Annotated in this window: 20 protein-coding genes and 2 pseudogenes; 7 read left to right on the forward strand and 15 right to left on the reverse strand. The window is 68.3% G+C overall.

All coding sequences use genetic code 11. The features are described from left to right. Window positions 1-458 (reverse strand): annotated as a pseudogene (locus A5695_RS00515) (two-component sensor histidine kinase); the annotation flags it as partial. Continuing rightward, the gene (locus A5695_RS00520; protein WP_068077003.1) at window positions 455-1,168 is read right to left on the reverse strand and encodes a response regulator transcription factor; all 714 of its coding nucleotides are present in this window, start codon (window positions 1,166-1,168) and stop codon (window positions 455-457) included. The gene A5695_RS00520 and the pseudogene A5695_RS00515, both read right to left, overlap by 4 nt. Window positions 1,169-1,404: 236 nt before the next feature. On the opposite strand from A5695_RS00520, the gene A5695_RS00525 reads away from it, so the two are divergent. From A5695_RS00525 to A5695_RS00535, 3 genes are all read left to right on the forward strand, one after another. Beyond that, complete coding sequence (locus A5695_RS00525) at window positions 1,405-1,809, forward strand: hypothetical protein (RefSeq protein ID WP_068077005.1); 405 nt, start codon at window positions 1,405-1,407, stop codon at window positions 1,807-1,809. Between the two features lie 98 nt (window positions 1,810-1,907). Continuing rightward, a complete protein-coding gene (locus A5695_RS00530; protein WP_068077007.1) occupies window positions 1,908-2,180 on the forward strand; it encodes a hypothetical protein in 273 nt (90 codons plus the stop codon). Window positions 2,181-2,193: 13 nt separating this feature from the next. Further along, window positions 2,194-2,661 (forward strand): nitroreductase family deazaflavin-dependent oxidoreductase, encoded by a 468-nt coding sequence (locus A5695_RS00535; protein ID WP_068077009.1) that lies wholly within the window; start codon window positions 2,194-2,196, stop codon window positions 2,659-2,661. Here the strand turns inward: A5695_RS00535 and A5695_RS00540 are convergent. The 3 genes from A5695_RS00540 to A5695_RS00550 are packed head-to-tail and all read right to left on the reverse strand — an operon-like array spanning window position 2,658 to window position 4,643. After that, on the reverse strand, window positions 2,658-3,014 hold the full coding sequence (locus A5695_RS00540; protein ID WP_068077010.1) for a DoxX family protein: 357 nt from the start codon (window positions 3,012-3,014) through the stop codon (window positions 2,658-2,660). The genes A5695_RS00535 and A5695_RS00540 overlap by 4 nt on opposite strands. Before the next feature lie 9 nt (window positions 3,015-3,023). After that, on the reverse strand, window positions 3,024-4,169 hold the full coding sequence (locus A5695_RS00545) for an SPFH domain-containing protein (RefSeq protein ID WP_068077011.1): 1,146 nt from the start codon (window positions 4,167-4,169) through the stop codon (window positions 3,024-3,026). A 36-nt stretch (window positions 4,170-4,205) separates the two neighbouring features. Then, window positions 4,206-4,643: an NfeD family protein gene (locus A5695_RS00550; RefSeq protein ID WP_068077013.1), complete on the reverse strand. Its 438-nt coding sequence runs from the start codon at window positions 4,641-4,643 to the stop codon at window positions 4,206-4,208. Between the two features lie 57 nt (window positions 4,644-4,700). Here A5695_RS00550 and A5695_RS00555 point away from each other — a divergent pair, with 57 nt between their 5' ends. Beyond that, window positions 4,701-5,627 (forward strand): hypothetical protein, encoded by a 927-nt coding sequence (locus A5695_RS00555; protein ID WP_068077015.1) that lies wholly within the window; start codon window positions 4,701-4,703, stop codon window positions 5,625-5,627. Between the two features lie 14 nt (window positions 5,628-5,641). On the opposite strand, the gene A5695_RS00560 is transcribed toward A5695_RS00555, so the two are convergent. The 3 genes from A5695_RS00560 to fabG1 are packed head-to-tail and all read right to left on the reverse strand — an operon-like array spanning window position 5,642 to window position 8,287. After that, on the reverse strand, window positions 5,642-6,652 hold the full coding sequence (locus A5695_RS00560; RefSeq protein WP_068077019.1) for a ferrochelatase: 1,011 nt from the start codon (window positions 6,650-6,652) through the stop codon (window positions 5,642-5,644). A 23-nt stretch (window positions 6,653-6,675) separates the two neighbouring features. Then, window positions 6,676-7,485 carry an NADH-dependent enoyl-ACP reductase InhA gene (gene inhA / locus A5695_RS00565; protein ID WP_068077021.1) on the reverse strand — a complete coding sequence of 270 codons (810 nt, stop codon included), beginning with the start codon at window positions 7,483-7,485 and terminating at the stop codon, window positions 6,676-6,678. Window positions 7,486-7,519: 34 nt separating this feature from the next. Then, window positions 7,520-8,287: a 3-oxoacyl-ACP reductase FabG1 gene (fabG1, locus tag A5695_RS00570; protein WP_068077023.1), complete on the reverse strand. Its 768-nt coding sequence runs from the start codon at window positions 8,285-8,287 to the stop codon at window positions 7,520-7,522. 149 nt (window positions 8,288-8,436) lie between these two features. Between fabG1 and A5695_RS00575 the strand changes: the two are divergent. Beyond that, window positions 8,437-9,275, forward strand: a pseudogene (locus tag A5695_RS00575) (DUF559 domain-containing protein). Window positions 9,276-9,338: 63 nt separating this feature from the next. On the opposite strand, the gene A5695_RS00580 reads toward A5695_RS00575, so the two are convergent. The 6 genes from A5695_RS00580 to A5695_RS00605 form a co-directional block, all read right to left on the reverse strand. Next, a complete protein-coding gene (locus tag A5695_RS00580; protein WP_068077025.1) occupies window positions 9,339-10,346 on the reverse strand; it encodes a VWA domain-containing protein in 1,008 nt (335 codons plus the stop codon). A 46-nt stretch (window positions 10,347-10,392) separates the two neighbouring features. Further along, a complete protein-coding gene (locus A5695_RS00585) occupies window positions 10,393-11,304 on the reverse strand; it encodes a DUF58 domain-containing protein (protein WP_369830142.1) in 912 nt (303 codons plus the stop codon). Between the two features lie 38 nt (window positions 11,305-11,342). Beyond that, complete coding sequence (locus tag A5695_RS00590; RefSeq protein ID WP_068077029.1) at window positions 11,343-12,476, reverse strand: MoxR family ATPase; 1,134 nt, start codon at window positions 12,474-12,476, stop codon at window positions 11,343-11,345. 162 nt (window positions 12,477-12,638) lie between these two features. Next, on the reverse strand, window positions 12,639-13,373 hold the full coding sequence (gene ripB, locus A5695_RS00595) for an NlpC/P60 family peptidoglycan endopeptidase RipB (RefSeq protein WP_068077031.1): 735 nt from the start codon (window positions 13,371-13,373) through the stop codon (window positions 12,639-12,641). Window positions 13,374-13,398: 25 nt separating this feature from the next. Further along, window positions 13,399-14,832 carry an NlpC/P60 family peptidoglycan endopeptidase RipA gene (gene ripA / locus A5695_RS00600; RefSeq protein WP_068077033.1) on the reverse strand — a complete coding sequence of 478 codons (1,434 nt, stop codon included), beginning with the start codon at window positions 14,830-14,832 and terminating at the stop codon, window positions 13,399-13,401. A gap of 239 nt (window positions 14,833-15,071) precedes the next feature. After that, window positions 15,072-15,620, reverse strand: a complete 549-nt coding sequence (locus A5695_RS00605; RefSeq protein ID WP_068077035.1) for a DUF6676 family protein — start codon at window positions 15,618-15,620, stop codon at window positions 15,072-15,074. Between the two features lie 338 nt (window positions 15,621-15,958). Here A5695_RS00605 and A5695_RS00610 point away from each other — a divergent pair, with 338 nt between their 5' ends. Further along, window positions 15,959-18,775 carry an aconitate hydratase gene (locus tag A5695_RS00610; RefSeq protein ID WP_197515315.1) on the forward strand — a complete coding sequence of 939 codons (2,817 nt, stop codon included), beginning with the start codon at window positions 15,959-15,961 and terminating at the stop codon, window positions 18,773-18,775. A gap of 12 nt (window positions 18,776-18,787) precedes the next feature. Further along, entirely contained in the window at window positions 18,788-19,369 is a 582-nt protein-coding gene (locus tag A5695_RS00615; RefSeq protein WP_068077039.1) for a TetR/AcrR family transcriptional regulator, read from the forward strand. A gap of 8 nt (window positions 19,370-19,377) precedes the next feature. Here the strand turns inward: A5695_RS00615 and A5695_RS00620 are convergent, their stop codons facing one another. Further along, a complete protein-coding gene (locus tag A5695_RS00620) occupies window positions 19,378-19,587 on the reverse strand; it encodes a helix-turn-helix domain-containing protein (protein ID WP_067890757.1) in 210 nt (69 codons plus the stop codon). Between the last annotated feature and the right edge of the window lie 2 nt (window positions 19,588-19,589).

Here is a 19,589-nt window from a genome sequence, read left to right on the forward strand (position 1 = left end):
GGCGGCGGGGGAACGTAGCCTCGCGGCGGCCCGGGCGGCGGCGCGAATCCGGGCGGCGGCGCGAATCCCGGCGGCGGCGCGAACCCGAAACCTCCGGGCATGGGCCCACCCATCGGCGGGGGCGGAAAGGGCGGCGGCACAACGGGTCCGGCGACGGTGTCGGGGCTGATGCCGCGGTCGCCGTAGGTGGCACCGTCGGCGGTGACCAGCAATGCCCGCACCCCGCCGCCGTTGAGTTCGGCGGCTAACAGATCGGGGGAAGTGTGTGCGGCGTCCAGCGCCTCGGCCCGGGACACGGCGGCGAGAAGCCGGTCGTTCAGGTTCCTGCGGGCGAGGACGCCCAGGCTGAGGTCGACGGTCACGCCGAGCACCACCAGCAACAGGGCGAGCAACGCCACCACCACCAACGTCACCCGACGCTGCAGCGACGGGGTCCGAGTCGCGGAGGCGGCCGTCATGATCGCTGGGGCTGCAACCGGTAGCCGATGCCCCGCACGGTGTGCAGGATTCGCGGCCCGTGGGCTTCGAGCTTGCGCCGCAAGCCGCTGACGTGCACCTGGACCAGGTTGGGGTCGTAGGCGTCGTACCCCCACACCCCGTTCAGGATCTGGCCGGCGCTGACGATGCGGCCGCGCTGCTCCACCAGGAAGGCGAGCAGCCGCAGCTCGGTTGCGGTCAGGTCGAGGCGACTGCCACCGCGCGCGGCCACGCCGGCGTCGGCGTCCAGCATCAGATCTCCGGCCTGGACGACCTGCGGCAGCCGTCCGCGCCGGCGCAATACCGCCCCGACACGCGACACCAGTTCGGCCAGCTCGAACGGTTTGATCACGTAGTCGTCGGCCCCGCCGTCCAGGCCGCGCAGCCGGTCTTGCAGGCCGTCGCGCGCCGTGATCATGACGATCCCCACGTCGCCCCAGTCGCGGACCACGCCGATGAGGTCGAACCCGTCGCGTCCGGGCAGCATGACGTCGAGCACCACCAGATCCGGCCGCAGCCCGTCGAGCACCTCCTCCAAGCCTTCGCCGTCGCAACGGCCGACGGTGTGATAGCCGACGTCGGTCAACGCCTCGCTCACCATTTCGCGGATCGTCTCGGAGTCCTCGACCACCAGCACCCGCGGCGCACCCACGCTGAAGTGGCCGGCGACCGGGCGCGAGCAGTTCGTCATGACTCCATTGTCGACGCCGGTCCTGAAACCAACCTGAAGGCGTCGCGGCGCCCCTTCCATCATGGCTAGTCCCACCTCTCGCAGGAACGCCGGGATGCGACGAAGTGCCCGCCCCCGAGCATCAATTCGCCTCCGGGGGCGGCCACCACGCCACTCCCCTGCGCCGTGACGGGAGTAACGGACGGGGCAGCAGTTTCTTCAGGTCCGCTTCAGATCCCGCTCCTAACGTCCGAGCCATGACGACAAACGACGAGATCGACACCAATTCGCCGCCGCTGGCCCAGCAACCACGTGAGCCCCGCCGCTACGCCACTGGAGCCGTGGTCGGCGCCGGCGTGGCCGGCGCGCTGATCGGCGCCGCGGGCACCATCGCTGCGATCGCCTTCGCCTGGATCATCGGCGCGGGCCCGCCGGGTCCGCCGCCGATGCCGGGTCCGCCGCCGATGATGGCGCTGCATCACGGCCCCCCACCCCCGCCGATGGGTGGGCCCATGCCCGGAGGTTTCGGGTTCGCGCCGCCGCCGGGATTCGCGCCGCCGCCCGGATTCGCGCCGCCGCCCGGGCCGCCGCGAGGCTACGTTCCCCCGCCGCCGGGCGAGGCTTCCCCGCCACCGCCGCCCTCCCCTGCGCCGCACAGCTGACCGGCCTGCCGCCGTCACGATCGGCCGAATCGTGGCGGCGGCAGCCGTCTCGCCAGTAGCGTCTCGGGTACCGACATCCGACGACCGTGGAGAGCCGCATGACCTCGGACAGCCTCGGAACCCGCCGCTTCCCCGCCGGCGTCGCCATCGTCGCCGGGCTGGCCGGCCTGATACTCGGCGCGCTGGCCACCTTCGCGATCACGGGGTTGGTGTGGACGGTCCGGGTTCAGCTTCCCCCACCGCCATACCCACCGCCGCTGTCGTCGCAATCGGCGGGCGCAGGCGGGTGCATTTACACCGCGCCACCCGCCCCGACGTCCGCGCCGGGCGTCGCGCCGGCGCCCCCGTTACCGCCTGCGCCGCACGCGTAAGGCCGAATAGCCGGTGTCGTTTGTTCCCGAGCTCGCCGCACGACTGCTCCGGTCCCGCCGACTGGTGCGCGCGCCGATCTGGCTCTTCAAGGTCCGCGCGGGCGCGGTATTCGGGTCCCGCATGCTGATGCTCGAGCACACCGGCCGCAACTCGGGCGCGCGGCGCTATGCCGTCCTCGAAGTCGTCGACCACCCCGCCCCGACCACCTACGTCGTGGCCTCCGGGTTCGGCCGAAAAGCGCAGTGGTTTCGCAACGTCGACGCCGACCCGCGGGTCCGCGTCTACGCGGGCAGCCGCGCCCCGAAACGAGCCACGGCACGGGTGATGGCCCAAGACGAGGTGGACCGCACCCTCGCCGGCTACCGCAGCCGGCACCCGAAGGCGTGGGAGCGGATGCGGCCCGTGCTGGAGGGCACGCTCGGCGCTTCGATCACCGACACCGGCGCCCCGTTGCCGTTGGTCGAGCTGCGCCTCGACTAGCTGCGGTCGGGACCCTTCGCCGTCATCACGGCGAAGGCGGCCAGGCACACCGCCGCCGGAAGGGCGTTGGCGATCTTGTCCCGCACCCGGATGTGCGCGCCGACCGCCAAGACGAAGTAGAGCGTCAGCATCGCCGACGTCAGCCGCGCCAGGGCGGGGAAGCGGGTGACCGACAGCAAGCCCACCGCGGCGGCCGCCTTCACCACCGGAAGCACGGGGCGGACGTTCTCCGGCAGCCCGACGTCATCCAGAACCTTCTTGACGGGAGCCGGCTGGACGGCGCACACCACCGCGTCCACCGCATGGAAGGCACCCAGCGCGACGTAAGTCTTCGGCGAAGTGAAAACGCTCATGGAGCAATCCTATTGGGCCAACTGCGGGGGCACCCCGGGGGTAGTGCCGTCCACCGGCTGACGGGCAATGGCCTCGGCCTTGGCCACCGCCTGCGCGATCGCGGGGTCGGTCTCGGTGGAGAACCAGTCGGCGACATCGGCGTCGTCGTCGGCGCCGTGCTTGGGTGCGTCCTCGACCGGTGACGGCTGGAATCTGAACACGCCGTCCTCGCCGGGGGCACCCAGCAGCTTGGTGAATCCCTGCAACGCGGCGCTGAAGTCGCTGGGCACCACCCAGACCTTGTTGGCGTCGCCGCGGGCCATCTCCGGCAGGGTCTGCAGGTACTGGTACGCGAGCATCTCCGGGGTGGGCCTGCCGGCCTTGATCGCGGCGAACGTTTTCTCGATGGCCTTGGCCTGCCCCTGCGCCTGCAGGTAGGCCGCGGCCCGCTCACCCTGGGCGCGCAGCATGCGAGACTGCCGCTCGGCCTCGGCGGCCAGGATCGCGGCCTGCTTGGCACCCTCGGCGGCCAGGATCTGCGCCTGCTTCTGGCCCTCGGCCTCCTTGATCGCCGCCTCCCGCATACCTTCGGCGGTCAGGATCATCGCGCGCTTCTCGCGGTCGGCCTTCATCTGCTTTTCCATCGAGGCCTGGATCGAGGGCGGCGGGTCGATGCTGCGCAGCTCGACCCGCGCGACCCGCAGACCCCAGCGGCCGGTCGCCTCGTCGAGGACGCCGCGCAGCTGGCCGTTGATCATGTCGCGGGAGGTCAGCGTTTGCTCGAGCGTCATCCCGCCCACCACGTTGCGCAGGGTGGTGGTGGTGAGCTGCTCGACGCCGACGATGTAGTTGCTGATCTCGTAGACGGCGGCCTGCGGGACGGTGACCTGGAAGTAGACCACGGTGTCGATGTTCAGCGTCAGGTTGTCCTCGGTGATCACCGGCTGCGGCGGGAAGGACACCACCCGCTCACGCAGGTCCACCCGGGCGCGCACCCGGTCGATGAACGGCACCAACAACGTCAGCTGACCGCTGACCGTCCGGCTATATCGCCCCAGCCGCTCGATCACCGCGGCCTCGGCCTGCGGTATCAGGGCGACCGACTTGGCCACCACGATTATGGCGAATATCACCAGGACGGCTAACAACACCAAACCAGTAACCGCACCTTGCACGGGAGTTCCTCTCTCTCACAGCGCTTCTCGCATCCGTTATGGACTGCTCCTGAAGACCACCGCCGTAGCGCCGTCGATCTGCAAGACGGTCACCGACTCCCCCGGTTCGTAGACATCGCCCTCGTTGAGCGGACGCGCCGTCCACACCTCGCCGTCGAGCTTCACCTGCCCCTCGTCGCGGCCAATTCGCTCGAGCACCAGCGCCTTCTTACCCTCCAGCGCCTCGATACCCAGTCGCGGTGCGTGCGCCGGCGTCAGTCGCCGCCGCAGCGCCGGGCGAACCAGCACCAACAGCAGGACGGAGACGATGAGGAACACCGTGCCGTTCGCCCAGACCGGCCAGTCCGTCAGCCAGCTGGTGATTGCCGCCGCCAGCGCCCCGCCGCCGAGCATCACCAAAAACATATGGCCGGTGAGCGCCTCCGCACCGGCGAGCACCAGCGCGAATATTAGCCAAAGCACCGCAGCGTGCATGCGGTCAGAATACGCGTGATCCGCCTTTGCCGGGCAAAACAACTACACTGCGGAATCGTGTGGTGTCCCAGTGTCTCGCTGTCCCTGTGGGCCAATGCCTGGCTCGCGGGCAAGGCCGCGCCCGACGACGTCTTGGATGCGTTATCGGTATGGGCTCCAAAGCAATCGGTCACCGCGTATGATGCGGTCGCCGCCGGCCACACCGGGCTGCCGTGGCCGGATGTGCACGACGCCGGTACGGTGACGCTGCTGCAAACGCTGCGTGCCGCGGTCGGCCGATCGGCACCCACCGCGGACGGCTCGGGGCGGCTGCTCGGAACCATCAACGTCCTTTTGCCCGTGCCCGGCGATGTGCGCGGTCTGGCCCCGGGAACACAGTTCGAGCGCGACGCTCTGGCCGCGGGCGAGGCGATCATCGTCGCCAACCCCCACGATCCCGCCACCGCCGTCGGCCTGGTCCCCGAGTTCTCCTATGACGACGAGGCAACCGACTTCCCGGAATTGTGCGCGCTGTCCTGGACGGTGTACTCCCTGCCGGGCGCGCCGGTGCTCGACCACTACGAGCTCGGGGACGCCGAATACACGCTGCGATCCGCGGTCCGATCGGCGGCCGACGCGCTCGGCACCATCGGCCTGGGAGCGGCCGCGGCTGATGTCGAGGATCCGCGCGGGCTCGTCGAACAGTTGCTGGAATCCGCACGGCAGCACCGGATTCCCGACCATGCGCCGTCCCGCGCGCTGCGTGTGCTGGAGAACGCCGCGCACGTCGACGCCATCATCGCGGTCAGTGCCGGACTCAGTCGCTCCCCCGACTCGCCGGATCGCTTCGCCGCGCCCGTCGTCGCCGTTCCGGAACCGTTCGGCACGCAGTCTTCTTCGGAGGCACGCATCGCCAGTGACGCGTTGCGCCCGCTGACGGCGGTCGTGCGCTCGGCGAGGATGGCCGCCGTCACCGCGATCCTGCACTCCGCGTGGGCTGACTGAGACCCGCTTCCGCGTCAGGCGTTTTCGGCCGCGACGCAGTGCGGCGGACGGCACGGCGCGCCGTCGACGCTGGCCAGACAACCGGGCACCGGGTCGACGCCGGCCACCCTAGTGGGTGCACGGCCGGTGCGCAGTTCGTCGATCAAATCGGCTGCCAGTCGGGCGAATCGGCGATCGGCGTTGGGTGTAGCGGCCCGGGCGAACGCCAAACCCGCCGCCTCGGCCTGGGATCGCAATTCCTCGTCGAGATCCCACACCACCTCGATGTGGTCGGCGACAAAGCCGATCGGGCAGACGACGACGGCCTCGGTGCCCGAGGCGGCCAGCGCCCCGAGATGGTCTTCGACGCTGGGCTCTAACCACGGCACCTGCGGCGGCCCGGATCGGGATTGCCAGGCGAGATCGAAATCGGTGTAGCCGGCCGCGGCCGCGACCAGCCTTGCGGCGTAGGCGACTTGGCGACTGTAAAGCCGGGGGCCGAGGCGCTGGTCGGCGGCTACGGGGACCGAATGCGCGGTGAACATCAGGCGGGCGCCGTCGGGCACGGTCTGTGCGGCCGCCGTCACAGCGCCGGCGAACATCTCGACGAAGAGCGGGTGGTCGAAGTACGGTCGCAGCTTTACCAGTTCGGGCGCGTCCGCGCCGGCGGCCCGCCGGGCGCGGGCGATGTCCTCGGTGTACTGGGTGCAGCTGGAGTAGCCGCTCCATGCCGACGTGGCGAAAACGGCGGCACGGCGAACCCCGTTGGCCCGCATGACCGAAACGGTGTCTTCGACGTAGGGTTCCCAGTTGCGGTTGCCGAAATAGACCGGCAGGTTAAGTTCGGCCCGCAGCTCGCCGATCAGGGCTCGGTTGATGCCGTTGATCGGTGACACCCCGCCGAAATGCAGGTAGTGCCCGGCGACGTCGTCCAGCCGTTCGGGTGGCACGCCGCGGCCGCGGGTGACGTTTTCCAGGAACGGCCGCACCTGCTCGGGCCCCTCCGGCCCGCCGAAGGAGAGCAGCAGGACGGCGTCGAATTCCATTATTGGCTCGAGCGATTCCGCTTTTAGAGTAACTGGGTACTGGCGCCACCGTCGGCGAAGATGATGGTGCCGGTGGTGGCCGGCAACCAGTCCGAAAGCAGGGCGCACACCGTTTTGGCCACGGGCGTGGGGTCCTTCATGTTCCATCCGATCGGCGCGCGCTGGTCCCAGCCCTCTTCCAGCAGCTGCATCTGGGCGCCGGCCTCCTCACCCAGCGCACCGCCGACGATGGCGGACATCGCCAGGGTCCGGATCGGCCCCGCCGCAACGAGATTCGAGCGCACACCGGACTTGCCGGCCTCGCGCGCCACGAACCGATTGACCGATTCCAGCGCGCTCTTGGCCACCGTCATCCAGTTGTAGGCCGGCATGGCCCGGCTGGGGTCGAAGTCCATGCCGACAATGGACCCGCCTGGGTTCATGATGGGCAGCAGCGCCTTGGCCAGCGAGGCATACGAGTACGCGGAGATGTGGATGCCCTTGGAGACGTCCTCGTAGGGCGCGTCGAAGAACGGGTTGATGCCCATCCCGGTCTGCGGCATGAAGCCGATCGAGTGCACCACGCCGTCGAGCTTGTTGCCCTCACCGATCTCGGCGGTCACCCGTTCGGCCAGGGTGTCGAGGTGCTTTTCGTTTTGCACGTCGAGCTCGATCAGCGGCGCCTTCTCCGGCAGTCGGTCGGCGATGCGCTGGATCAGCCGCAGCCGGTCGAACCCGGTCAGCACCAACTGCGCTCCCGCCTCCTGGGCCACCTTGGCGATGTGAAACGCGATCGACGAGTCGGTGATGATCCCGCTGATCAGAACCCGTTTGCCCTCGAGCAGTCCTGCCATGTCCGTCCTTAATGTCCTCGTGTCGTAGGTGAATTCAGTGGCCCATGCCCATGCCGCCGTCGACGGGGATGACCGCGCCCGCGATGTAGCCCGCATCCTCGGACGCCAGGAAGCTGACCGCCCCCGCGACGTCCTCGGCGGTGCCGACCCGCTTGGCCGGGATGAATTCCAGTGCGCCCGCCTGGATCCGCTCGTCCAACGCACGGGTCATCTCGGTGTCGATGTAGCCCGGCGCGACCACGTTGGCGGTCACCCCGGCCTTGGACAGCTCGCGGGAGATCGACCGTGCCATGCCGATCAGGCCGGCCTTGGCGGCCGCGTAGTTGGCCTGGTTACCGATGCCCCACATGCCGGAGACCGACCCGATGAAGATGATGCGGCCGAACCGCTTGCGCTGCATGCTGCGCGACGCCCGCTGGGCCACCCGGAACGCCCCGGTGAGGTTCGCGTCGATGACCTCGGTGAACCGCTCCTCGGTCATCCGGATCAGGAAGGCGTCCTTGGAGATGCCGGCGTTGGACACCAGCACCTCGACCGGCCCCTGGTGCTCCTCGACCTCCTTGAACGCACGGTCGACGGCCTCGTTGTCGGTGACGTCACACACGACGCCGAACAACCCCTCGGGCGCCCCGGATCCGCGGTGGGTGACGGCCACCTTGTGGCCGTCGGCGGCCAGCCGCTGCGCGATCGCCAGTCCGATGCCCCGGTTTCCGCCCGTCACCAGGACCGAGCGGGATACGAATGCGGGTTTGCCGCCGGTGGCAGCACTTTCGGTGGTGTTCTCAGTGGCCGTGTCAGTCACCCCGCAAACCTAGCGCCTCGGTTTCCGGTCCCTTTACCCTCCCCCGATTCGCGCCGCGAGCGTAACCAGGCTGCGATTTTCCGGTCGATAGTTCGCAGCACGCTTACGGTGGCGGGCCGTTGTCGGTGTGAATCAGCACACTTTCGGCCATGACGCACCCTTTTGTGGGCAGTACGGCGGTGGCTACTGGCGTGCTGACGCCCTATGAGCTGCGCAGTCGGTATGTGCCTTTGCACAAAGATGTGTACGTCCACAGAAATGCCGAGCTGACAGCGGTGTTGCGGGCGAAGGCCTGTTGGCTTCGGTCCCGACGCCGCGGCATCCTCGCGGGCTTGTCCGCCTCAGCGCTGCACGGGTCGAGGTGGATAGATCCGGCAGCACCCCCGGCGATCATCGACAACAACCGCTGGCCTGGAGCGGGCGTGCAGGTCTGGGAAGAGCGCATCGATGCCGACGAAATCCTCGTGGTCGACGGGATGCGCGTCACGACGCCGGCCCGTACGGCCCTCGACCTGGCGAGGCGATGCCGATTGGGCGAGGCGGTCGCCGCTGATTGACGCTCTCGTGCAGGCGACCGATCTGAAGATGGCCGACGTCGAGCCGTTGGTCGAGCGATATCGGGGGCGACGGGGCATCAAGGCTGCTCGTGCCGCCCTCCGACTCGTCGACGGTGGGGCGCAATCGCCCAAGGAGACCTGGTTGCGGCTACTGCTGATCGCGGCCGGATTTCCGCCTCCCCACCCAGATCCCGGTGCTCAACGAATGGGGCTGCGTCGAGGCGTATTTGGACATGGGCTGGGACGACATCAAGGTCGCGGTCGAGTATGACGGCGATCAGCATCGATCGAGTCGCTATCAATACGTCAAGGACGTTCGCCGGCTCGAGATGCTTGAGCGTCGCGGGTGGATCGTCGTCAGAGTCATCGCCGAACATCACCGCGACGAAATAATCCACCGGGTCGGCGAGGCGCGAGCGTCGCGAGCGTAAGCACACTGCGAAAATCCCCGCCCGAAATCGCGGCCAGCTTACGCTCGCGGGCTACGACCCGAGCTAGGTCGGCAGGCGGCGGTTGATCAGCAGCGCCGCGAGCGCGGCCAGCGCCAACACCAAGGCCCCCAGCCGAACCCAGCCAACACTGGCGTCGCCCTTGATGGTCTCGAAGCCGATCTGCTGCTGCAGCGTCGCGTAGACCGCCTTCAGCTCCGCGAGGCTGGCGGCGTTGTACCAACTCCCGCCGGAGAGTTCGGCAACGTTCTTCATCGTCGTGTCGTCGACGGGCACCGGCTGGCGCTGGTCGTTGATCTCGACGAAGCCGTAGGGGGTGCCGAACGAGATCGTCGAGATGGGTACGCCCTGGTCCTTGGCGGTGCGCGCGGCGGTGAAGGCACCCTTGGGGTTGTCCGGGTTGGTCGGCATCGTCTCCTTGCCGTCGGAGAACAACACGATGCGCGCCGGCGGCGGTTTGTCACCGCCGCCGATCACCGCGCCGACCGTCGCGATCGCCTGCAGCGCGGTGAAGATGCCCTCTCCGGTGGCGGTGCGGTCGGCGAACTGCAGCTTGTCCAGCGCGTTTTTGGTCGCGTCGCGGTTGGTCGTCGGCGACACCAGCACCGTGGCCGTGCCCGCATACTCGATCAGCCCCAGGTTGATGCCCGGGGTCAGCTCGTCGGCGAACTGCTTGGCCGCCTCCTGCGCGGCCGCCATCCGGTTCGGCTGCACGTCGGTGGCGCGCATCGACTGCGACACGTCGATCACCAGCATCACCACCGCCCGGTTGCGGGGAATGCGGACGTCGTTCGTCGGCCCAGCCATCGCGATGGTGAACAGCACCAGCGACGCGACCAGCAGGATCGCCGGCACATGCCGCCAACGCGAAGGCCGTTTGGGCGCAACGCTTTCCAGCAGCTCCATGTTGGCGAACCGCAGCATCCGCCGCTGCCGGGCCAGCTGCATGAGGATGTACATGGCGGCCAGCCCGACAACGACCAACAGGAATAGGAAGAACCAGGAGTGTTCGAAGCCGGACAGCGAGATCGGCCCGAGCAATGGCAGTGTCATAACGAAACCGTCTTGGTGTGTCTGCGCGCCTCGGTCAAAGTGCCCGTCACTGCCGTCCCGCCATCGCCCCGCGCCGGCGGGACTCGACGAAACGGACGATGTCGGCGATCCAATCGCGGTCGGTGCGCAGGGTCAGTATCGGCGCCCCGCAACTGCGCACGGTGCGCGCCACCTCAGCGCGGTGCGCCGCGGCCGCCTTGGCGAAATCGTCGCGCAGCTGGGGGTCGATGGTGAACTCGCGCGTGACGCCGGACTCGGCATCCTGCAAGACGACGTCGCCGATGTCGGGCAGCTCGACGTCGCGGGGGTCGAGCACCTCAACGGCCAGCACCTCGTGGCGCGCCGCGATCGCGCGCAGCGGGCGCATCCAGTTGATCGGACCCAGGAAGTCGCTGATGATCACCGCCATCCCGCGGCGGCGTTCCGGCCTGCGCAGCGCGTCGATCGTCATCGCCAGATCCCCCCGCACGCCGACCGGCGCCCTCGGGGTGGTGGCGATGGTGCGCAGCAGCGTCTGCTCGTGCTGTCGCCCGGAGCGCGCCGGCACCCGAATCGTGGTCTGGCCGTTGGAGATCAGCGCGCCGAGCCGGTTACCGCCGCCACTGTTGAGAAACGTGATCGCGGCCGCGGCCGCCACCGCGAGGTCCCGCTTCTCGCACCCCACGGTGCCGAAGTCCAGGCTGGCCGACATGTCGACCACCAGCCACGTTTCCAGCTCGCGGTCGGCGATCATCTGCCGGACGTGGGGGTGCGTGGTGCGCGCGGTGACCGCCCAGTCCATCCGCCGGACGTCGTCACCGGGCTGATACTCGCGCGATTCCCCCGGCTCGGAGCCCGGTCCCGGGATCAGCCCGAGATGGTCACCGTGCAGGACACCGTCGAGCTTGCGCTTGACCGTCAGCTCGAGTTGCCGTAGCGCCGCCGCCAGCTTCGGGTCGACGATCTGCCCGCGCTGCATCGAGGGCGGATGTGGCACCGCCGGCTGCTCGGGATTCGTCACCGACCGCTAGCCGCGCCGGCGGCCTGCATCACCGGGGGCACCGCTTGCCCCTGCTGCGGAACGGCATTGACCTGAGGCAGAGCCACCGTCTGCAGGATCCTGTTGATGACGATCTCCGGCGAGATCTCATCGGCGAGCGCGTCGTAGGTGAGCACCAACCGGTGCCGCAGCACGTCGGGAATGACGTCGACAACGTCTTGCGGGATCACGTAATCCCGGCCGCGCACCAGCGCCAGCGAGCGGGACGCCGCGATGATGCCCAGCGAGGCGCGCGGCGACGCACCGAACGAGATCCACGTCTTGACGTCGTTCATGCCGAGCTGATCGGGATAACGGGTGGCCATGACGACGCGCACCACGTAGTCGACCAGCGCGTGGTGGACGAATCCATTGGCCGCGATGTCCTGCAGCCGGACCAGGTCGCCGGTGTTGAGGATCTGCTTGGGCTCGGGCGGGCGCACGCCCATCCGGTAGATGATCTCCCGTTCCTCTTCCGCGGACGGGTAGCCGACGTTGATCTTGAACAGGAAGCGATCCCGCTGGGCCTCGGGGAGCGGGTACACGCCCTCGTGCTCGATCGGGTTCTGGGTGGCCATCACCAGGAACGGATTGGGCAGCGGGAACCTCTTGCCGCCGATGGACACTTGGCGTTCCTGCATGACCTCCAGCAGCGCAGACTGCACCTTGGCCGGCGCTCGGTTGATCTCGTCGGCGAGCAGGAAGTTCGCCACCACCGGGCCGAGCTCGGTGTCGAACTCCTCCTTGCCCTGCCGGTAGATGCGGGTACCGATGATGTCGGTGGGCACCAGGTCGGGCGTGAACTGGATGCGGGCGAACGTGCCGCCCACCACCTTGGCGAAGGTCTCGACGGCGAGCGTCTTGGCCACGCCGGGGACGCCCTCGAGCAGGACGTGCCCCTTGGAGAGCAGGCCGACCAGCATCCGCTCGACGAGCTGGTCCTGGCCGACGATGATCCGCTTGACCTCGAAGACGGCCCGCTCCAGGGTGTGCACCTCGGCGGCCAGGCCATTTCCACCGCCGGACGGGGCCTCATGCGCCGGCGAGCCGGAAGGACCACCCGGACCCGAGTAACCGCTGGCGCCCTGGGGCGGCCCACCTGCTGCTGTCATCAATAACCCTCCACAGCTCATTCGGACACGACTGCTTGCACCACCACTGTCGTGGGGCCGCGACGTGCCCGCGTCCAACTATTCCAGGCCCGCCGGATTCCGTCGACGCTGGTGGTTCGCCCCCGGCATCCAGCCGGGCGATCCGTCGGCAACGAATCTGGATCAGTACTCGATGATCCTAGTCAGGAACGGCGTCATCCCGGGCTTGCGAACCGGGCTGACGGTGACGTGACCGGCGAGGCTGGACGCCTCCAGCATCTGACCGTTGCCCAGGTACATCGTCACGTGCTGGCCGCCGTTGGGGCCGTAGAAGATGAGGTCGCCGCGCCTCGCCTGGTCGGGCGGAATGTGCCGGCCGGCGTTGTACTGGTCACCGGAAAACCGCGGGATCAGGACACCGACGCCGGCGAAGCCGTACCGCATCAGGCCCGAACAGTCGAAGCCGGTGATGTTCGCGCCCTCGCCGACGCCTTTGCTCGGGCCGTCGAGCGAGCCACCGCCCCACGAGTAGGGCACGCCCATCTGCGACCCCATCCGCTTGATCACGTACTCGATGGCCTGGCGGCCGTAGACCCGCGGGATCTTGCCGCCGGGGTTGGTCGGGCTCGCTGCGGTCGGAGCGGGATCCCCCAGGATGTTGATTCCGAGACCGCCGAGGAATTGCCTGCCCAGGTCCATCGTCGTTTGGGTCGCCTGGGCGGTGGCCTGCAGCGACGCGTTGGCGACGGCAAGTGGATCGCCAGGGGCGCCGGCGCTGATCGTCGCCGGCAGGGTGGGGTCCCAGCCGCCGGGGTCGGCCACGGCGAGGGGCGTCGGGGCGGCGACAGACAACATCAGCCCGGTCATCACGGTGGTGATCCAGGCGAAGTTGATGAGGCGGATCCGCTTGCGGCGCATGGCTCCCCGTTCGATTCTCATTCGTTCACCACTCGATGTAGCGGACCACGTAGGGCGTCATACCGCTGGTGCGCACCGGCGCGACGCGGACCTTCAGCCCGATGTCGGGGGCCTCGAGCATCTGCCCGTCGCCGAGGTAGATCGTCACGTGCTGGCTGCCGCCGGGGCCGTAGAAGATGACGTCACCGCGGCGCATCTGCGAGGACGGAATCTTGCGGCCCAGGTTGTACTGCGAGCCCGAGTAGTGCGGCAGCTTGATGCCCACCCCGGCGAACGAGTACAGGACCAGCCCGGAGCAGTCGAAGCCGGTGATACCGGCGCCCGAGTCGATGCCCTTGCTGGGCCCCGCGGCGTTGCCGCCGCCCCAGGAGTACGGCACCCCGATCTGCGACATGCCGCGCCGGATCACGTATTCGGTGGCCTGCCGGCCGTACACCCGCGGGATCCGCCCGGAGGTCCCGCCGGCCGCGTTGGTGATGCCGGTGTCGTCGGGCTTGAGGATGCCGAGCTGCTGCAGGAAGTTGCGGCCCAGTCCGGCGGTGACCTGCGTCGAGGTGGCCGAGATGCCCAGCACCTGGTTGATGACCGCGATCGGGTCACCGGGGACGTTGGCGCTCGGGATCATCGGCAGGGTGGGGTCCCAGGCGCCGTCCCAGCGACGGGCCCCGGCCCGCGGCGCCGGGGCGCCGGGTGAGCCGGTCTCCCACCGGTCGCCCGATGCCGGGGCGGCGGCCCCGCCCGGGCCGGTCGACCATTGCCGCTGGGCGGCTTCGAGTTTCGCCTGCGCGTCGTCGCGTTCGGCCGCCAGCCGGGTGACCTGCTCGCGCTGCTCGTCGAACTTGTGCTTGGAATCGGTCAGCGCCGCCACCGCCGCGTCCTGGCTGCCCTTGGCGTCGGCGGCGGCCTTGTCGGCCTTCTGCTTGGCCAGCCGCGCCGCCGATTCCTTGTTCACCTGTTCGGTTCGCGCCCGCTGCAGCTTCGCCATCACCGTTTGCGAGCTCGCGGACAGCGTCTTGGCGGCGGCCTCGGTGGCGATGATCTCGTCGGGGCTGGTGGCGGTCAGGTAACTGCTCGACGGGCCATTCATATAGGTCGCCGCCGCGAACGTGTCGAAGCGCTGTTGCGCCGCCGCGATCGCGGCGTTGGCGTCCTTGACCGCCTGTTGACTGGTTTCCAGGTCGTGTTGGGCCGCGGCGACGTTGTCCCGGGAGGTCTCGACGTCCACCAGGGCCTTGTTGACGCTCTCCTGTTCGGTCTGGATTTCGGCGCTCAGATTCTCCAAACGCTGGTTGGCCTTCGCGACGTTGGCGATCAGTCCGGCCAGGCTGTCGGCGGCGGGATCGCCCTGCGCGAGCCCGGGCGTACAAAGCAGCAGGGCCACGCTCACGACTGATGGCACGACCGGCCGGACCAGCCTCGCGACCGGCTGCGCAGCGGAGCCCCGGCGTGTGCGTCTCATTCGACTCAGGTCTCCTACGGCTTAACGCGACGGGCGGCGCCGACCACAGGGCTCTCAAAAGGCGCCAAAGACAACACCAGCATCATTTGCACCGTACGTCACACTATTGGGCGTGCAAACGCTCCACCGAAATCGCACTCTCTACGTGCGTTTAATGTGACCGAACGGTGACCTGCCGGGTTTGCCGCGCCGGCCGACGTGCGAACCACGGTCGGGGTGTACCGCGCCGGAAAGCGTGGCTAGGCCGTGTTCGTCGGCGTCACGTCCTGCGCCCCCGCCGAATCCGACGGAGTTGCTGACCGCCTGGCGCGCAGCTGCAGGAGGCGGGTGCCGACAGCGGCCGCGAAGACCGCCAGCAGCAGGAAAATGGTGAGCCCCGTCCACGGGAACTCGTGGCCCTCCAGCTCGCCGACGAAATGCTGCGCCGAGACCAGCGGGTTGCCGGTTTTGGCGATGTCCTCGCCGGCCTCCAGGGTGACCCGCGGGAATTGCGTGCTGTAGCTGCCGACGTAGCTCGGGCTCAGCGTCAGGACGGTCGAGTCGTGGTAGTCCGCACCGACCACGGTGGAGATGTCGCGCAGCGGGGTGTCATTCGGAGGATTGTGATCGAGCAGCACGATCTTGAGGTTGATGCCGTGCGCGCGCGCCTGATTGACCACGTCGAGCAGCCCGGGCAGGTCCGCGGGCGGCGCGCTGACGCCGTCGGTGGCGACCTGCGCCTTGATCACGGCCATGTCGACGTCTTGCGGAATGTAGAGCGGCAGGACGAAGGATTCGTGCCCGGTCATTTCGTCTCCCTGACTAGTGCTACGGGCACCGTACGCGAGGCGGGCCCGCGATGAGCCGCCCGGCCGGGCGAGCCGCGATCGGCTCACGACACGTAAACCACGCACACGACCGTCGGGTGTGCGAAGTTTATGTCTCGAAAGCGTCCCGGGCGCCACGCGCGAGCAAGCGGACGAGACGCTCCAAAGAGAGTCCACCCCGAGGGGTTTAACCGTCGGCTCAGGCGATAAGACTGAAGCTACGGGCGCCCCGCCGGAATGCAGGACAAGCGTACTGTTAAAGTAGCACCGCGCCGCCGACACGGCCCGTCGGCGGGAGAACTTAATCCTTGGGAGTTGAAGTGAGTAAAGAAGATTCTGTGAACTCGTTCGGAGCACGCGACGCCCTCAAGGTCGGCGACAAGAGTTACCAGATCTATCGGCTCGACGCCGTGCCCAACACCGAGAAACTCCCCTACAGTCTCAAAGTCCTCGCTGAGAACCTGCTGCGCAACGAGGACGGCAGCAACATCACCAAAGACCACATCGAGGCCATCGCGAACTGGGATCCCAAGGCCGAGCCCAGCATCGAGATCCAGTACACCCCCGCCCGCGTGGTCATGCAGGACTTCACCGGCGTGCCGTGCATCGTCGACCTGGCCACCATGCGCGAGGCGATCGGCGACCTCGGCGGCAAGGCGGAGAAGGTCAACCCGCTCGCGCCGGCCGACCTGGTGATCGACCACTCGGTGATCGCCGACCTGTTCGGCACCGCCGATGCCTTCGAGCGCAACGTGGAGATCGAGTACCAGCGCAACGGGGAGCGTTATCAGTTCTTGCGTTGGGGCCAGGGCGCTTTCCGCGACTTCAAGGTGGTGCCACCGGGCACCGGCATCGTGCACCAGGTCAACATCGAGTACCTGGCCAGCGTAGTGATGGAACGCGACGGGGTCGCCTACCCCGACACCTGCGTGGGCACCGACTCGCACACCACGATGGTCAACGGCCTGGGCGTGCTCGGCTGGGGCGTCGGCGGCATCGAGGCCGAGGCCGCGATGCTCGGTCAGCCGGTGTCGATGCTGATCCCGCGCGTCGTCGGGTTCAAGCTCACCGGCGAAATCCAGGCCGGCGTCACCGCCACCGACGTGGTGCTGACCGTCACTGAGATGCTGCGCAGGCACGGCGTTGTCGGCAAGTTCGTCGAGTTCTACGGCGAGGGCGTGGCCGAGGTGCCGTTGGCCAACCGCGCCACGCTGGGCAACATGAGCCCCGAATTCGGCTCCACCGCAGCGATTTTCCCGATCGACGAGGAGACCATCTCCTACCTGCGGTTCACCGGCCGCTCCGACGAGCAGCTCGCGCTGGTCGAGGCCTACGCCAAAGAGCAGGGCATGTGGCACGACCCCGAGCACGAACCGGCCTTCTCGGAATACCTCGAACTCAACCTGTCCGACGTGGTGCCGTCGATCGCCGGACCGAAGCGCCCACAGGACCGCATCGCGTTGTCCGACGCGAAGTCCACGTTCCGCGCGCAGATCGGCGACTACGTCGGCGACGACCCCGACAAGAAGGAGTACTCCAAGCTCGACGAGGCGGTCGACGAGTCCTTCCCGGCCAGCGACCCCGGGGCGCTGGAGAACGGACACGCCGACGACGCCCCGAAGTTCGAATCCGCCGCGGCACATGCCAAGGGCCGGGTGAGCAACCCGGTGCGGGTGCGCTCTGAGGACCGCGGCGAGTTCGAGCTCGACCACGGCGCGGTGGTGATCGCGGCCATCACGTCGTGCACCAACACCTCCAACCCCGAAGTGATGCTGGGTGCGGCGCTGCTGGCGCGCAACGCCGTCGAGAAGGGACTGACGTCCAAGCCGTGGGTAAAGACCACGATGGCGCCGGGCTCACAGGTGGTCCACGACTACTACGACAAGGCCGGCCTGTGGCCGTATTTGGAGAAGCTCGGCTTCTACCTGGTCGGCTACGGGTGTACGACCTGCATCGGGAACTCCGGGCCGCTGCCCGACGAGATTTCCAAGGCGATCAACGACAACGACCTGTCGGTGTCCGCGGTGCTGTCCGGCAACCGTAACTTCGAGGGCCGGATCAACCCCGACGTGAAGATGAACTACCTCGCGTCCCCACCACTGGTCGTCGCCTACGCGTTGGCGGGGACCATGGACTTCGACTTCGAGTCGCAGCCGCTCGGTCAGGACAAGGACGGCAACGACGTGTTCTTGAAAGACATCTGGCCGTCGCAGAAAGACGTTTCGGACACCATCGCCTCGGCGATCAGCCAGGAGATGTTCACCAAGAACTACGCCGACGTGTTCAAGGGCGACGAGCGGTGGCGTAACCTGCCCACCCCGAGCGGCAATACCTTTGAGTGGAACCAGGATTCGACCTACGTGCGCAAGCCCCCGTACTTCGAGGGGATGGCGGCGGAGCCCGAGCCCGTCGGTGACATCACCGGCGCGCGGGTGCTGGCGCTGCTGGGCGACTCGGTGACCACCGACCACATCTCCCCGGCGGGCGCCATCAAGCCGGGCACCCCGGCCGCGCAGTACCTCGACGAGCACGGCGTCGAACGCAAGGACTACAACTCCTTCGGGTCCCGGCGCGGCAACCACGAGGTGATGATTCGCGGCACCTTCGCCAACATCCGGCTGCGCAACCAACTGCTCGACGACGTCTCGGGTGGCTACACCCGCGACTTCACCCAGGATGGTGGTCCGCAGGCGTTCATCTACGACGCTGCGCAAAACTATGCGGCGCAGAACATTCCGCTGGTGGTGCTGGGCGGCAAGGAGTACGGCTCCGGTTCGTCGCGGGACTGGGCCGCCAAGGGCACGCTGCTGCTGGGCGTGCGGGCGGTGATCGCCGAGTCGTTCGAGCGCATCCACCGCTCCAACCTGATCGGCATGGGCGTGATTCCGCTGCAGTTCCCGGAAGGCAAGTCCGCCAAGGAATTGGGTCTGGACGGCACCGAGGTGTTCGACATCACCGGCATCGAGGCGCTCAACGACGGCAAGACGCCAAAGACGGTGCACGTCAAGGCCACCAAGGACGGTGAGGACGCCGTCGAGTTCGACGCGGTGGTGCGCATCGACACCCCCGGGGAGGCGGACTACTACCGCAACGGCGGCATCCTGCAGTACGTGCTACGCAACATGCTCAAGTCGTAGCCGTCGTCGCCTGTGCCCAAAGTCAGCGAGGACCATCTGGCGGCTCGCCGCCGCCAGATCCTCGACGGTGCCCGCCACTGCTTCGCCGAATACGGCTACGACAAGGCCACGGTGCGGCGGCTGGAGACCGCCATCGGGATGTCGCGTGGTGCGATCTTCCACCACTTCCGCGACAAGGATGCGCTGTTCTTCGCGCTGGCCCACGAGGATGCCGAGCGGATGGCCGACGTGGCGTCGCGCGAGGGGCTCATCCAGGTGATGCGGGACATGCTCGCCGCGCCCGACCAGTTCGACTGGCTGGCCACCAGGTTGGAGATCGCCCGCAAGCTGCGCAATGATCCGGAGTTCAGCCGCGGCTGGGCGGAGCGGTCCGCGGAACTGGCGGCGGCGACGACCGATCGGTTGCGCAGACAGAAAGAGGCGCAGCGGGTGCGCGACGACGTTCCCGGCGACGTGTTGCAATGCTACTTGGAATTGGTGCTCGACGGCCTGGTGGCGCGGCTGGCGTCAGGCGAAGATCCGCAGCGGCTGTCCGCGGTGCTCGACCTGGTGGAAAAGTCCGTGCGCCGCAACGACTCTGGGCCACAGGAGTAGCCGCGCGGCTACACCCGCGCGGATCGCGCAGTGCGGTTGGGCCCGCCGCGGCTGCGCATCGTGGCGCCCGCTTGCAGCAGCAGGCTGTGTATCGATCCGTACGATCTGCCGGTGGAGGCGACCAGCGTGCGGATGCTGGCCCCGCCCTCGTAGGCGTTACGCAGCTCGGACAACAACTCCTCGCGGGTCTTCTTCGACCTTTGGGGTGTCCTTTTCATGG

Origin of the sequence: Mycobacterium sp. E1747 (genome assembly GCF_001667775.1) — a bacterium.
Lineage (GTDB): Bacteria > Actinomycetota > Actinomycetes > Mycobacteriales > Mycobacteriaceae > Mycobacterium.